Origin of the sequence: Bradyrhizobium sp. SZCCHNR3119 (genome assembly GCF_032487775.1) — a bacterium.
Lineage (GTDB): Bacteria > Pseudomonadota > Alphaproteobacteria > Rhizobiales > Xanthobacteraceae > Bradyrhizobium.
The window spans coordinates 147,001-160,106 of the sequence record NZ_JAUEUV010000002.1 but is presented as its reverse complement, the minus strand read 5'-3'; the positions used below and the strand labels follow the sequence as shown (position 1 = coordinate 160,106).

Genomic DNA, 13,106 nt, shown 5'->3' with positions numbered 1-13,106 from the left:
CAGCCGGCTTCTGCATGGCGGCCCCGCATTATTGCGATTGCGGAGCCTGCGGCGCTGCCGGAGCCTGGTTCTGCTGCTGCTCGTCCGCCTTCTTCAGTTGATCCAACAGCCCGCCACCGGCCGGCGCGACCGGCGTTGCACCGCCTGCCGGCTGCGTCTGGCCCGGGACGTTGTTGAGGATCGAGGCCGGCTTGCGATCAAGGCCCGCCAGCCAGGACAGCAGCAGGCTGGTAAGGAAGAAGCCGGCCGCCAGCACCGCCGTGGTCCGCGTCAGCAGATTCGCGGTGCCCCGGCTCGACATGAATCCGGCGCCACCACCCATGCCCAGGCCACCGCCTTCGGACTTCTGCAGCAGCACCGCGCCAATCAGAACGGAGACGATCATGAGGTGAACGACGATGACGACAGTCTGCATAATGACCTTCAGTCGCAAGCCCCAGGTTGCAACCGGGCCGGAGGCCGGGTCGCAAGGGCTTTGCGGGTTCTTCGGAAATTTGCGCGGTGTTACACGATCGAAACCGGCATTTCTACCCCGCAGATAATCGCGTCCGCGCTCATCGCAAGCGCCGAATGGCTACGGGAGCCACTTGCGAACTACCTTACCGTCGTCTATTAAAATAGACAAATGGATCATATTATAGACGATCTCAGCCGGCGTCTCGCCCGCCGGCTCCAGCTCGAACGTGACACCCGCGGCTGGTCCCTGGCCGAGCTCGCCGAGCGCTCTGGTGTCTCCAAGGCCACCATCAGCAAGATCGAACGCGCCGAGGTCAGCCCCACCGCGACCGTGTTGGTCCGGCTCGCCAGCGCCTTCGACCTGACCTTGGCCGGCCTGATGCTCCGCGCTGAGCAACATGGCGAGCGCGTCTCCAGGGCGAGCGAGCAGCCGGTCTGGCAGGATCCTGAAAGTGGCTACGTCCGCAAGCAGGTCTTCAGCCGCCCTGACCATCCGGTCGAACTGGTGGAGGTCGAGATGCCTGCGGGGCAGAGCGTGACTCTCCCGGCCTCGTCTTATGCCCACATCCGCCAGCTGCTCTGGGTGCAGCGCGGCAACCTCGTGATCACCGAGGGCGGCGAGCGATATGAACTCGGCCCGGGCGACTGTCTCGGCTTCGGCCAGCCCGCCGAGACGGTGTTCGCCAACGAGACCGATGCCCCCTGCGTCTACGTCGTCGCGCTCGCGCGGAGCTGAGCTATGTTGCGGATCAAAATCGAGCCGTTGTCGGATACGCCCGAGATCCGGGCGGCGTTGGGCGAACTCCTGGTCGAAACCGTCGCAAGCGGCGGCTCGGTGAGCTTCCTGCATCCGCTCCCGGTCCAGATCGCGGAGGAATTCTGGCGGAAGTCACTCGCCGCGGCCACTCGCGGCGAACGAATCATCATCGGCGCCTTCGATCGAGAGGACCTGGTTGGCACGGTAACGCTGCAGCTCGACCTGCCTCCGAACCAGCCGCACCGTGCTGAAATCGCCAAGATGATGACGCGGCTCAGCCACCGCAATCGCGGGATCGCAACGGCCCTGCTACGCGCAGCCGAACAATTGGCCTGCGCGTACGGCCGAACCTTGCTGGTGCTCGATACCGCTGTCGATGGCGGCGCTTCGCAGCTTTATGAGGGGCTCGGCTTTCAGCTCAGCGGCGTCATTCCGGATTACGCCTTCAAGCCGCATGGCGGCCTGACCGGCACCAAGATCTACTGGAAAAAGATCGCCACAGCGGTTTAGCAGGCCTTCGCGATTGCCAGGAAGTCGACCGCCTTCAGGCTGGCTCCGCCGATCAGCGCACCGTTGACATTGGCGACCGCGAGCAGCTCGGCGGCATTCGAAGGCTTCACCGACCCGCCATACAGGATTCGCATCCGCGCCCCCTCGGCCTTGAAGCGTTCGGTCAGCAATCGCCGGATAAACCCATGAATCTGTTCGACATCGGCCGCAGTCGGTGTCAGCCCGGTGCCGATCGCCCAGACCGGCTCGTAAGCGACGACCAGATTGTCGGCGCGGGAGCCGTCCGGCAGGGACAGGTTGAGCTGCCCGCGCAGGATATCCAGCGTCTCGCCAGCGTCTCGCTGGTGCAGGGTCTCGCCGATGCAGGCGATAGCGGTCAGACCCGCCCGCCAGACCGCCTCGACTTTCCGGTGGACGACGTCGTCGCTCTCGGCATGATCGGCCCGACGCTCGGAATGGCCGACGATGATGGCCGCGGCCCCCGCATCAGCCAGCATCTCCGCGGAAATGTCGCCGGTGTGGGCGCCGGAGACCGCCGGATGGCAATCCTGCGCGCCGACCGAGAAGGCCTTCGTCCCACGTGCCTTGTCCGCGAAGCCCGCCAAGAGGGTCGCCGGCGGGCAGACCAGGAGATCGGCCTTCGCAGCGACGTCGGGGGCCCCGGCCAGCATGGCATCGAATTCGGCGATCGAGGCCTTCAGGCCGTTCATTTTCCAGTTGCCGGCGATCAGCGGCCGGATGCGGTCGGTCATGGCAAGATTCCAGCGGGCGTTTGTGACTTGGAGCGGTGATCCGGATGCGCTAGCAGAGCGCAACGATCAACGCCAGAGAGGACGCCCTGTCCGCCTGATTCCACCGCGGAGCCGAGGTTGCGACCGGGTGCAGCCCTCTTTATAAGCCTTTTCAATTCGGTGACGGGCTTTTGCGGAAATCTCCTTTAAGAGCCGTCGCTTCCTTCCTGCAGACAGATTGGACCCATGCTTCGAGGATTACGCAAGGCCTCATCAAACTGGCTCGGCAAGACCATCATGGCGGTGGTCATGGGCGTATTGATCGTCAGTTTCGGCATCTGGGGCATCGCCGATATCTTCCGCGGCTTCGGGCAATCGACGGTCGCGACGGTCGGACACACCGAAATCTCCATTAACGAGTTCCGGCAGATCTACACCGACCGCTTGCAGCAGATCGGCCGCCAGTTCGGCCGGCCGCTGACCATGGACCAGGCGCGCGCCTTCGGCCTCGACCGCAGCGTGCTGCAGCAGACCCTCGCTGAAGCTGCCCTGGACGAGGAGGCACGCCGGCTCGGCCTTGGCCAATCCGATGCCGAGACCATGCGGGTGATCTTCGCCGATCCGACCTTCAAGGGCCCCAACGGTGCCTTCGACCCGCAACGCTTCCAGGCCATCATCCGCAATGCCGGCTTCACCGAGCAGCGCTATCTTGCCGACCAGCGCCGGGTATCGCTGCGCCACCAGATCGCGGGCACGATCTCGTCGGGGCTCGAGACCCCGAACACGATGGTCGACGCCCTGAGCCGCTATCAGAACGAGCAGCGCTCGATGGAATACATCAAGCTCGATCAGGCGCAGGCCGGCACCATCGATCCCCCCTCGCCCGAAGCGCTGGCGGCGTATTTCGACGAGCACAAGGCGCAGTTCCGCGCGCCCGAATACCGCAAAATTTCCTTCGTGCTGGACACGCCGGAGGAGATCGGCAAATGGACTGACGTGTCGGACGAGGACGCCCGAAAAGCGTTCGAGCAGCGGCGCAGCCTGCTCGGCACCCCTGAGAAGCGCGAGGTCCAGCAGATGACCTTCCCGACCATGGAGGAGGCGCAGGCCGCGCGCGCCCGCATCGCCTCGGGCGTAGTGACGTTCGACGAACTCGCCAAGGAGCGCAATCTCAACCCGGCGGATCTCGACCTCGGCCTGGTGGCGAAATCGGCCATTCTCGATCCTGCCATTGCCGACGCCGCCTTCTCGCTGCCGACCGGCGAGGTCAGCGAGCCGATCAAGGGCGCATTCAACGTGGCCTTGGTGAAGGTCAGCGCCATCCAGCCCGGCGAGCAGCCGAGCTACGAGAGCCTCGCGAGCGAGATCAAGAAAGAGATCGCGGCCGAACGCGCCCGTTCGCAAGTCGCAACCTTGCGCGACAAGATGGAGGATGAGCGCGGCGGCGGCGCCAGCGTGGCGGAGGCCGCGAAAAAGCTCGGTCTCACGCCTGTGACGATCGACGCGGTTGATCGCTCGGGGCGCCAGCCCAACGGCCAGCCTGCTCCCAACATTCCTCTCGGGCTCGACGTCGTCGCCCAGTCCTTCAACAGCGATGTCGGGATCGACAACGAGCCGATCTCCTTCCGCGGCGGTTATGTCTGGTACGAAGTGCTCGGCATCACCCCACCCCGCGACCGCACGCTCGACGAGGTGAAGGGCCAGGTCGAGGCGCGCTGGCACGATGACGAGGTTGCGGCCAAGCTGCGAACCAAAGCATCCGAGCTGGTCAAGAAGCTCAATGACGGCGGCAAGCTCGCCGACGAGGCGACCGCGCTCGGCGTGAAGGTCGAGACCGCCAGCAATTTCAGGCGCGATGCCACGCTGCCGGGCGTGCCCGCCGGCGCGGTCACTGCAGTTTTCCGGACCGGCAAGGATACCGCCGGACAGACCGACGCCAATGGCGGCAGCCAGTGGATCGTGTTTCGCGTCACCGATGTCACCGTCCCTCCGATCGATCTGGCGTCGAACGACGTCAAGAAGCTGAAGGATACGTTGCAGCGGGCCTTGAACGAGGAGCAGACGACGGCCTACGTCGCAAAGCTCGAGAAGGATATCGGCACCACGATCAACGAGGCCGCCGTTGCACAGGTGGTCGGCGGCAACAACCAATAACCCCGTCTGAAGGCACGCGATGAACGATCTCAAGTCGATCATTGGCAAGGTTGCGACCGGCGCGACCCTGTCCCGCGCGGAGGCGGCCGCCGCCTTCGACAGCATGATGTCCGGCGAAGCCACGCCGTCGCAGATGGGGGCGCTGCTGATGGCGCTGCGGGTCCGCGGCGAGACCGTCGACGAGATCACCGGCGCGGTCAGCGTGATGCGCGCCAAGATGCTTCGCGTCGACGCGCCGTCCAATGCGATCGACATCGTCGGCACCGGCGGTGACGGCTCCGGCTCGGTGAACGTCTCGACCTGCGCCTCCTTCATCGTCGCGGGCGCCGGCTTGCCGGTGGCGAAGCACGGCAACCGCGCGCTCTCCTCTCGTTCGGGCGCCGCCGATGTGTTGGCCTCGCTCGGGGTCAAGATCGATCTGAAGCCCGAGGAGGTCGGCCGCTGCGTGCGCGAGGCCGGCATCGGCTTCATGTTCGCCCCTGCGCATCACCCGGCGATGAAGAACGTCGGCCCCACCCGCGTGGAGCTCGCTACCCGCACCATCTTCAACCTGCTCGGCCCGTTGTCCAATCCGGCTGGCGTCAAGCGGCAGATGGTCGGCGTGTTTTCGCGGCAATGGGTAGAACCGCTGGCGCAGGTCCTGAAAAATCTGGGCTCGGAAGCGGCCTGGGTGGTTCACGGTTCCGATGGCCTGGACGAGATCACCCTCACCGGCCCGACCTTTGTCGCCGCGCTGGAGAATGGCAATATCAGCACCTTCGAAGTCTCGCCCGAAGAGGCCGAGCTCGATCGTTGCGGCAGCGATGGTCTGAAGGGCGGCGACGCGGCTGCCAATGCCGTCGCGTTGCAGAGCGTGCTGGACGGCATGCCGAGCCCCTATCGCGATGTCGCCCTTTTGAATGCCGCAGCGGCGCTGGTCGTCGCCGGCCGTGCTAAGACGCTGAAGGAAGGCGTTGCGATCGGCAAGGAGTCGCTCGACAGCGGCGCAGCAGCGACGCGGCTGAAACAGCTGATCGCCGTGTCCAATAGCTAGATGAGACCAGATCATGATGCGATTAGAAAGAATCCCATCATGATCTCATCTCTTTGATTGAGCGTGATCTTTTTCGGAAGACCGGTTTCCGCTTTTCCGGATCAAGCTCGAAATGTAAGGCGTGGCGCGAGATGTCCGACATCCTGAAAAAGATCGAGGCCTATAAGCGCGAGGAGATTGCGGCGGCGAAGCGTGCGCATCCGCTGTCTGAGCTCGAGTCCCTTGCCCGTGCGGCTACGCCGCCTCGCGGCTTCGTTCAGGCCATCCGCAGGAAGCACACAGCCGGCGATTATGCTCTGATCGCTGAGGTGAAGAAGGCCTCACCGTCGAAGGGGCTGATCCGCGCCGATTTCGATCCGCCAGCGCTCGCCAAGGCCTATGAGGCCGGCGGCGCCGCCTGCCTGTCCGTTCTGACCGATGCGCCATCGTTCCAAGGCCACCTCGATTTCATGGTGGCGGCGCGCGCGGCAACATCGCTGCCCGTCCTGCGCAAGGATTTCATGTTCGAGCCCTATCAGGTGGTCGAAGCCCGCGCTCATGGCGCCGACTGCATCCTGATCATCATGGCTGCGCTCGATGACGAAGCGGCGCGCGAGATCGAGGCAACCGCGCTTGCCTACGGCATGGACGTGCTGCTCGAGATTCACGATCAGGCGGAGCTCGATCGCGCGCTCAAGCTCCGGTCGCCGATGATCGGCATCAACAATCGCAATCTGCGGACCTTCGAAACCAGCCTTGCGACATCCGAAGCGCTCGCGCCGCTGGTGCCGAAGGAGCGCCTGCTGGTCGGCGAGAGCGGGATCTTCACGCCGGCCGATCTGGCTCGCCTCGAACGTGTTGGCATCCGCACCTTCCTCGTGGGCGAAAGTCTGATGCGGCAGGCCGATGTGACGGCAGCCACTCGTGCCCTGCTCGCGCGCGATGACCACGCGGCGAGCGCCGCGGGCTAGGCTCCATGGCAGACGATCCCTCCAAGAGCCCTGCCCTGACCCATATCGACCAGCGCGGCGAAGCGCGCATGGTGGACGTGTCGGAGAAGCCGGCAACCGAGCGAATCGCGGTCGCTGAAGGCCGTGTCGTCATGAGCCATGCGACCTTGGAGTTGATCGTGTCCGGCAACGCCAAGAAGGGCGATGTGCTCGGCACTGCTCGCATTGCAGGCATCATGGCCGCCAAGCGAACTTCGGAGCTGATCCCGCTCTGCCATCCGCTGATGCTGTCGAAGGTCACGGTCGACATCACTCCGGATGCGCAGCTGCCCGGTTGCAAGGTTCAGGCAACCGTCAAGGTTACCGGGCCGACTGGAGTCGAGATGGAAGCGCTGACCGCCGTCTCGGTCGCCTGCCTCACCATTTACGACATGATCAAAGCCGCCGAACGCGGCGTGCGGATCGAGGGCATCCATCTGGTCGAGAAGATCGGCGGCAAGTCCGGCCATTATCGCGCGTAGGATCTAAGAGCATCCAATCAAATTAAGCATCGGTTAACCGAACTTCCTAACCTCACATCCATGGTGAACTGGAACCGTGGTGGGTGAAGGGGGAGCGTCCCGGGACAATCTGTCCAGGCGACGCCGCGCGAGACGTTCAGGACCGATGACGACGAAGATCAGTTCAGCGCTAGGAGCACGGGCTTCCACAGGCCGTAGCGGCCCGATCCTGTGGCTCATTGCGGGTGGGTTGATGCTGATCGTTGCCATCGCGATCGGCACGACCATCATGGCCGACAGCTTCCGCCAACGTGCGTTGAACGGCGCGAGGCGCGAGCTGCAGAACACCGTGCTTCTGCTCGCGCGCCACTTCGACCAGCAGCTCGACGACCTCGTCGCTGTCGAGCGCGACCTCGCCGGCTACGTTCGCGACAATCGGCTGACCACGCGCGCGCTCTTCAACGAGCGGATGGGAAGCGCCGAAGTTCACGCGATGATCGTGGCCAAGGTCAGCGCTTTGTCCTACGTCGGCAGCCTGAACATCTTCGATGCCGAGGGGGAACTGATCAATTCCACCGCGTCCTGGCCCCTCTCGTCCGTGAACGTTGCAGACCGGAGCTACTTCACGCGCTTCCGTACCGATCCGACCTCGCCGCAGATCCTGATCGAGCCTGCCGTCAGCCGCATCACCGGTATCGTTACCACCATCGTCGCGATGAAGGTGACGGGAGCCAAAGGCGAATTTCTCGGCGTCATCGCGCGTGGCCTCGAGCCGATCAATATCGAGCGGTTCTTTGCATCGGTTGCACTAGGCCCTGAAGGGTCGATCTCGATGATGCACCGCGACGGCACGCTGCTCGCACGCTATCCCCGCCACAATGGTGTGATCGGCCAGAACTATCGCGAGACGCCGATCTTCCGCCAGATCCTCGCTGGTGACGGCAATACGACGGCAATTTTTGACAGTCCCGTCGATAGCGTGCACAGGATCGGCGCGGCGCATCGCTTAACGAGCTACCCGTTGATCGTGACGGCCACGACGACCGTGTCTTCGGCGCTCGTCGATTGGCACGAACAAATGCGGTTCCTGATCGCGGTGGGCACGACATCGGTCCTGCTGATCGCGGCCATGCTCTACATCGTGGTGCGAAGGCTCCTTTGCGACCACCAGACCTCGCAGCAGCGATTGACCCTGGAGAAGCTGCGGCTTGACAAGGCCGTCAACAACATGACGCAGGGGCTGCTGATGTTCGATGCCAATGAGCGTCTCGTCATATGCAATCAGCGCTATATCGACATGTACGGCCTCTCCCGTGACATCGTGAAGCCCGGATGCAGCTTTCGCGAGCTGATCGCGCACCGCAAGGCCGCCGGCTCGCTCGCCGGCGATGAAACGGCATACGCGACCGCGGTGCTGCGCGATATCGGACGCAAAAAGATCAAGGTCATCGAAACACCCGACGCACGCTCGATTCAGATCGTCGACGAGCAGCTCGCCGGCGGTGGCTGGCTTTCGACTCATGAGGACATCACCGAGCGGCGCCGCGCCGAGCGGCAGATTACGCATCTCGCCCATTACGACGCATTGACCGACCTGCCGAACCGCGCCCTCTTCCATGAACGTTTGAAGCAGGAGTTGGCTACGCTCGCACCAGGACAACAACTCGCGCTGCACTACATAGACATCGACGAATTCAAGGGCATCAACGACTCGCTTGGCCACCTGATCGGCGACGAACTGCTGAAATCGGTCGCGGCGAGTCTCGAGCGAGCGGTCGGCGAAGCCGGGCTCGTCGCCCGCCTCGGCGGTGACGAGTTTGCGATCGTGCAGACCGCAATCGCTGGGCCGGAGAACGTGGTTCGGCTGGTCGAGACCGTGCTGGAGGCCATCCGGGCGCCGCGCGACTGCCTGGGTCATCAGCTGACGGCCGATGCCTCGATCGGCGTGGCGCTCGTGCCCGAGCACGGTACCGAGCTCGACGAGATCCTGAAGAATGCCGATCTCGCGATGTATGCTGCGAAGGCCGCCGGCCGCCGCACCTATCGCTTCTTCGAGCCCGAGATGGATGCGCAGGTCAAGGCCCGCCACCAGCTTGAGGTGGATCTGCGCCAGGCGATTGCCGACGGCGCGCTGGAGGTCCATTACCAGCCCTGCCTGAGCCTCGCGAACGATCGGATTACCGGCTGCGAAGCCCTGGTGCGGTGGAAACACCCGGATCGGGGGGCGATCTCGCCGGGCGAGTTCATCCCGATCGCCGAGGACACCGGACTGATCAACCAGCTCGGCGAATGGGTGCTCGACGTCGCCTGCACCGAGGCTGCCACCTGGCCCGACGACATCAGGCTCGCCGTCAACGTCTCTCCCGTGCAGTTCAAGAGCGGCACCCTCGCACTGAAGATCGCCAATGCGCTCGCGACTTCCGGGCTGCCGCCGCATCGGCTGGAGATCGAAATCACCGAGGCCGTGCTGATCCGCGACGACGAAGCGGCACTGGCAATTCTGCATCAGCTCCGGGCCGTCGGCGTGCGGATCGCGCTCGACGATTTCGGCACTGGATATTCGTCGTTGAGCTATCTGCAGCGTTTCCCGTTCGACAAGATCAAGATCGATCGCAGCTTCGTCAGCGACGTGAGCGATTCTCACGGATCGGCGTGCATCGTGCAGGCCGTCGTCAACATCGCCGCCGTTCGGGCGATGACGACGACCGCGGAAGGAGTCGAAACCGATGCACAACGGCAGGCGCTGCGTGCACTCGGCTGTTCGGAGATGCAGGGCTATTTGTTCAGTGCGGCCAAGACCGCCGTCGAACTGCGCAAACTGTTTGCCTCCTATCACCCCGCACAGCTGCGGGCCCAACCGCAGACCCAGCGCCGGTTCGCGAGCGCTGAGTGACGCTCCGGGCCTGAGCGGGAACAATCCCTAAATACCGCTACAATTTGAACCGACTGCGCAGCAACAATTCAAACCTTGTCTTTCAAATCTCGGCGCCAGCCGCTTGCGGCGGTGCGAAAGTCAATGGATGATCGAAACAGTCAGACACAAACCTGACTATCAACGCCGTACACGTTGGTTGGAACCGCGACGGGACGGCCCTCCAAGGCCGCCCCGTCGGGGTATGAACGTGAAGCATCCGTTTATTAATTCGGCACCGCGTTCTTGGCATGGACATCGGCATTGACGGTGCCGCCGCGCAGCAGATTGTAGGCTGCGTGCAGCGCCTTGTCGTCCTTCTCGTCCGGCGGCACGTAGGACTGCGACCCGGTCTGCTCATTGCCGTCACCCGACAGGTGACCGCGCATCGAGGCCTCGCCCTTAATGTCGGCCCGATCCTTCAGGTCATCAGGCACGTCCTGTTTCACCTCGACGTCCGGCGCGATGCCCTGCGCCTGGATCGAGCGGCCTGACGGCGTGTAATAACGCGCCGTGGTCAGCGCCAGCGCACCATTGCCGGCACCGAGCGGGATGATGGTCTGCACCGAGCCTTTGCCGAACGACCGCGTCCCGATCAGGGTGGCCCGCTGATGATCGTGCAGCGCGCCCGCCACGATCTCGGAAGCCGACGCCGAGCCGCCATTGATCAACACGACCAGCGGCTTGCCCTTGGCCAGATCGCCACCCCGCGCAGTGAAGCGCTGAGTTTCCTCCGGATTGCGGCCACGAGTCGAAACCACCTCGCCCCGGGGCAGGAAGGTGCTCGACACCGACACGGCCTGGTCCAACAGTCCACCGGGATTGTTGCGGAGATCGACCACATAGCCGGCGAGCTTGTCCTGCGGAATGTCCTTGGAGATGCTGGCGATCGCCTTGCGTAGGCCGTCGGTGGTCTGCTCGTTGAACGAGGTGATGCGGATATAGCCGATGTCGCCGCCGTCGGTGTGATAACGCACCGGACGCACGCGAATGACCTCGCGGGTGATCGCGACGTCGAACGGCGCGTCCTTGCCCTTGCGCAGGATAGTGAGCTTGGTCTTGGTGTCGGCTGCGCCCTTCATCTTCGCGACCGCCTGCTCCAGGGTCAGGCCCTGGACGGCTTCGCCATCGATCTTGGCGATGAGGTCACCCGAAAGAATGCCGGCCTTGGCGGCGGGTGTGTCGTCGATCGGCGCGACGACCTTGACCAGGCCGTCCTCCATCGTGACCTCGATGCCGAGCCCTCCGAACTCGCCGGAGGTGGTCTCCTGCATTTCGCGCCAAGCCTTGTCGTTCATGTAGCGCGAATGCGGATCGAGCGAGGTGACCATACCATTGATGGCCCCCTCGATCAGCGCCTCGTCACTGGGCCTCTCGACATAGTCGGCCCGGACGCGCTCGAAGACGGCGCCGAACAGGTTGAGCTGCGAATAGGTGTCGCCAACACCGGCGGCCGCCCTGGCGCGCGCAATCAGATGCTCGCCCTCGGGGCCCGTTACGAGCAAGGTGAGGCAGACGCCAGTCAGCGAACCCGCCAGGAACAACCAATTCTTCCGCATGTGCTTTCTGCTTCCCGAGCTCGTTGGGTGCCCCGATGAATGAGATACGCCCCTCAAGAACCGAGCGCCAGCCTGATCGAAACCGAAAGCTCACAACAGATTTCTGGTTTCTTCAAGGCCCGTGCTGCGCCGTCGAAATCCCCGTGACCCAAAATGCCGGGGGGCGAGATGGCATCGGCCACGGCCGCACCCCGGAGATGGAGATTCGCCGCCTATGTTCAAGGTAGCTTCCATAGTCGACTCCAATTATCAAGAATTCCGCTGCGCGCCGCAATCACATCTGCCTGACCTGTCGGGAATGGGCGGCTGATTCGGCCGTTCCCGGGGCTTTGCGATTGGGGATGGCGCCGGCGGGCGAGACGGGATAGCCGGTGAATAAGAACAACGATCTTCGAGGGAACGCCATGAATGAACAGAGCCCGGTCGGGACCGGATGGAGGAACATCGAGCTCGGCGCCAGCGAGGAGACGTTCCAGAACCTGCACGAGTTCATTCGCAAGGCCAGGGCCCAACTGAACCAGAATGCCTGGGACTATATCGTCGGCGGCGCCGAGACCGAGACCACGTTGCGGCGAAATCGCATGGCCCTCGACGAGATCGCGTTCCGGCCGCGCGTACTGCGTGACGTCTCGCGCGTCGATGCGGCGGCCGAGGTGTTCGGTCGCCGGCTCCGCCTGCCCGTCGTGCTGGCGCCGGTCGGCGCGCTCGAGATATTCGATCCGCAGGGAGCGGCAAGCGTGGCGCGCGGGGCCGGACAGTTCGGCGCAGCCCACATGCTGAGTTCGGTATCCGAACCCGGGCTCGAGAAGGTTGCCGAGGCGGCGCCGGATGCGTTGCGCATCTTCCAGCTCTATGTGCGCGGCGACGACGCTTTCGTCGAGGACTATGTCAGCCGTGCGATCGCAAGCCGCTACACGGCATTCTGCCTGACAGTCGACACCGCCCATTATAGCCGGCGCGAACGCGACATCGCCAAACGCTACGTCCGCGAGAGCCGGCTGCGCGCCACCGGCGGCGAGCATCAGAAGGCGCTCAGCTGGCACACCGTGAAGCTGATCAAGGACAAGTTCCGGATCCCGCTGATCATCAAGGGCATCGCGACCGCCGAGGATGCCGCCATCGCGGTCGACCACGGCGTCGACTGGATCTATGTCTCCAACCATGGCGGCCGGCAGCTCGACCACGGCCGCGGCGCCATGCATGTGCTGCCGGAAGTAGTGCAGGCCGTGAAGGGCCGCGCGAAAATCATCGTCGATGGAGGCTTCTGCCGGGGCAGCGACATCGTCAAGGCGATCGCCTCCGGCGCCGACCTGGTCGGCATCGGGCGCCTGCAATGCTGGGCGCTGGCAGCCGCGGGCGAGGCCGGCATCGAACGGATGCTGGAGCTTCTGGAAGACGAGGTGATCCGCACCCTCGGCCTGCTCGGCGTCACCTCCTTTGCCGAGCTCGACGGCTCCTATCTCCATCCGGCCACCGCCGCCAACCCTCCGAGCGTGTTGAGCGCCTTTCCGCTGGTCGATATCGAGCCGTATCGCTATTAGGGATCGCACAGAGCCGACGGAACGA

Annotated in this window: 11 protein-coding genes; 8 read left to right on the top strand and 3 right to left on the bottom strand. The window is 64.2% G+C overall.

Features of this window, described 5'->3' with window-relative positions; all coding sequences use genetic code 11:
- Positions 1-28: 28 nt before the first annotated feature.
- Positions 29-415 carry a preprotein translocase subunit SecG gene (gene secG, locus QX034_RS28000; protein WP_315704165.1) on the bottom strand — a complete coding sequence of 129 codons (387 nt, stop codon included), beginning with the start codon at positions 413-415 and terminating at the stop codon, positions 29-31.
- A 210-nt stretch (positions 416-625) separates the two neighbouring features.
- Here secG and QX034_RS27995 point away from each other — a divergent pair, with 210 nt between their 5' ends.
- Entirely contained in the window at positions 626-1,192 is a 567-nt protein-coding gene (locus QX034_RS27995) for an XRE family transcriptional regulator (protein ID WP_315744469.1), read from the top strand.
- A 3-nt stretch (positions 1,193-1,195) separates the two neighbouring features.
- On the top strand, positions 1,196-1,723 hold the full coding sequence (locus QX034_RS27990; protein ID WP_315744468.1) for a GNAT family N-acetyltransferase: 528 nt from the start codon (positions 1,196-1,198) through the stop codon (positions 1,721-1,723).
- Here the strand turns inward: QX034_RS27990 and tpiA are convergent.
- On the bottom strand, positions 1,720-2,475 hold the full coding sequence (gene tpiA / locus QX034_RS27985) for a triose-phosphate isomerase (protein WP_315767795.1): 756 nt from the start codon (positions 2,473-2,475) through the stop codon (positions 1,720-1,722). The two genes, QX034_RS27990 and tpiA, sit on opposite strands and share 4 nt — an antisense overlap.
- Positions 2,476-2,700: 225 nt before the next feature.
- On the opposite strand from tpiA, the gene QX034_RS27980 reads away from it, so the two are divergent.
- From QX034_RS27980 to QX034_RS27960, 5 genes are all read left to right on the top strand, one after another.
- A complete protein-coding gene (locus QX034_RS27980; protein ID WP_315767793.1) occupies positions 2,701-4,608 on the top strand; it encodes a peptidylprolyl isomerase in 1,908 nt (635 codons plus the stop codon).
- 19 nt (positions 4,609-4,627) lie between these two features.
- The gene (trpD, locus tag QX034_RS27975) at positions 4,628-5,641 is read left to right on the top strand and encodes an anthranilate phosphoribosyltransferase (protein ID WP_316196165.1); all 1,014 of its coding nucleotides are present in this window, start codon (positions 4,628-4,630) and stop codon (positions 5,639-5,641) included.
- 131 nt (positions 5,642-5,772) lie between these two features.
- Entirely contained in the window at positions 5,773-6,591 is an 819-nt protein-coding gene (gene trpC, locus QX034_RS27970) for an indole-3-glycerol phosphate synthase TrpC (RefSeq protein ID WP_315766384.1), read from the top strand.
- Between the two features lie 5 nt (positions 6,592-6,596).
- Entirely contained in the window at positions 6,597-7,091 is a 495-nt protein-coding gene (gene moaC, locus QX034_RS27965; protein ID WP_315704172.1) for a cyclic pyranopterin monophosphate synthase MoaC, read from the top strand.
- Between the two features lie 145 nt (positions 7,092-7,236).
- Positions 7,237-9,963, top strand: a complete 2,727-nt coding sequence (locus QX034_RS27960; protein WP_315704173.1) for an EAL domain-containing protein — start codon at positions 7,237-7,239, stop codon at positions 9,961-9,963.
- 245 nt (positions 9,964-10,208) lie between these two features.
- On the opposite strand, the gene QX034_RS27955 is transcribed toward QX034_RS27960, so the two are convergent.
- Complete coding sequence (locus QX034_RS27955) at positions 10,209-11,540, bottom strand: S41 family peptidase (protein WP_315704174.1); 1,332 nt, start codon at positions 11,538-11,540, stop codon at positions 10,209-10,211.
- 404 nt (positions 11,541-11,944) lie between these two features.
- On the opposite strand from QX034_RS27955, the gene QX034_RS27950 reads away from it, so the two are divergent.
- Positions 11,945-13,081: an alpha-hydroxy acid oxidase gene (locus QX034_RS27950; protein ID WP_316167479.1), complete on the top strand. Its 1,137-nt coding sequence runs from the start codon at positions 11,945-11,947 to the stop codon at positions 13,079-13,081.
- Positions 13,082-13,106 lie beyond the last annotated feature (25 nt).

Bases quoted from the DNA above. Each gene is read 5' to 3' on its own strand.
- secG (WP_315704165.1), bottom strand. From the start codon at position 415: ATGCAGACTGTCGTCATCGTCGTTCACCTCATGATCGTCTCCGTTCTG.
- QX034_RS27995 (WP_315744469.1), top strand. From the start codon at position 626: ATGGATCATATTATAGACGATCTCAGCCGGCGTCTCGCCCGCCGGCTC.
- QX034_RS27990 (WP_315744468.1), top strand. From the start codon at position 1,196: ATGTTGCGGATCAAAATCGAGCCGTTGTCGGATACGCCCGAGATCCGG.
- tpiA (WP_315767795.1), bottom strand. From the start codon at position 2,475: ATGACCGACCGCATCCGGCCGCTGATCGCCGGCAACTGGAAAATGAAC.
- QX034_RS27980 (WP_315767793.1), top strand. From the start codon at position 2,701: ATGCTTCGAGGATTACGCAAGGCCTCATCAAACTGGCTCGGCAAGACC.
- trpD (WP_316196165.1), top strand. From the start codon at position 4,628: ATGAACGATCTCAAGTCGATCATTGGCAAGGTTGCGACCGGCGCGACC.
- trpC (WP_315766384.1), top strand. From the start codon at position 5,773: ATGTCCGACATCCTGAAAAAGATCGAGGCCTATAAGCGCGAGGAGATT.
- moaC (WP_315704172.1), top strand. From the start codon at position 6,597: ATGGCAGACGATCCCTCCAAGAGCCCTGCCCTGACCCATATCGACCAG.
- QX034_RS27960 (WP_315704173.1), top strand. From the start codon at position 7,237: ATGACGACGAAGATCAGTTCAGCGCTAGGAGCACGGGCTTCCACAGGC.
- QX034_RS27955 (WP_315704174.1), bottom strand. From the start codon at position 11,540: ATGCGGAAGAATTGGTTGTTCCTGGCGGGTTCGCTGACTGGCGTCTGC.
- QX034_RS27950 (WP_316167479.1), top strand. From the start codon at position 11,945: ATGAATGAACAGAGCCCGGTCGGGACCGGATGGAGGAACATCGAGCTC.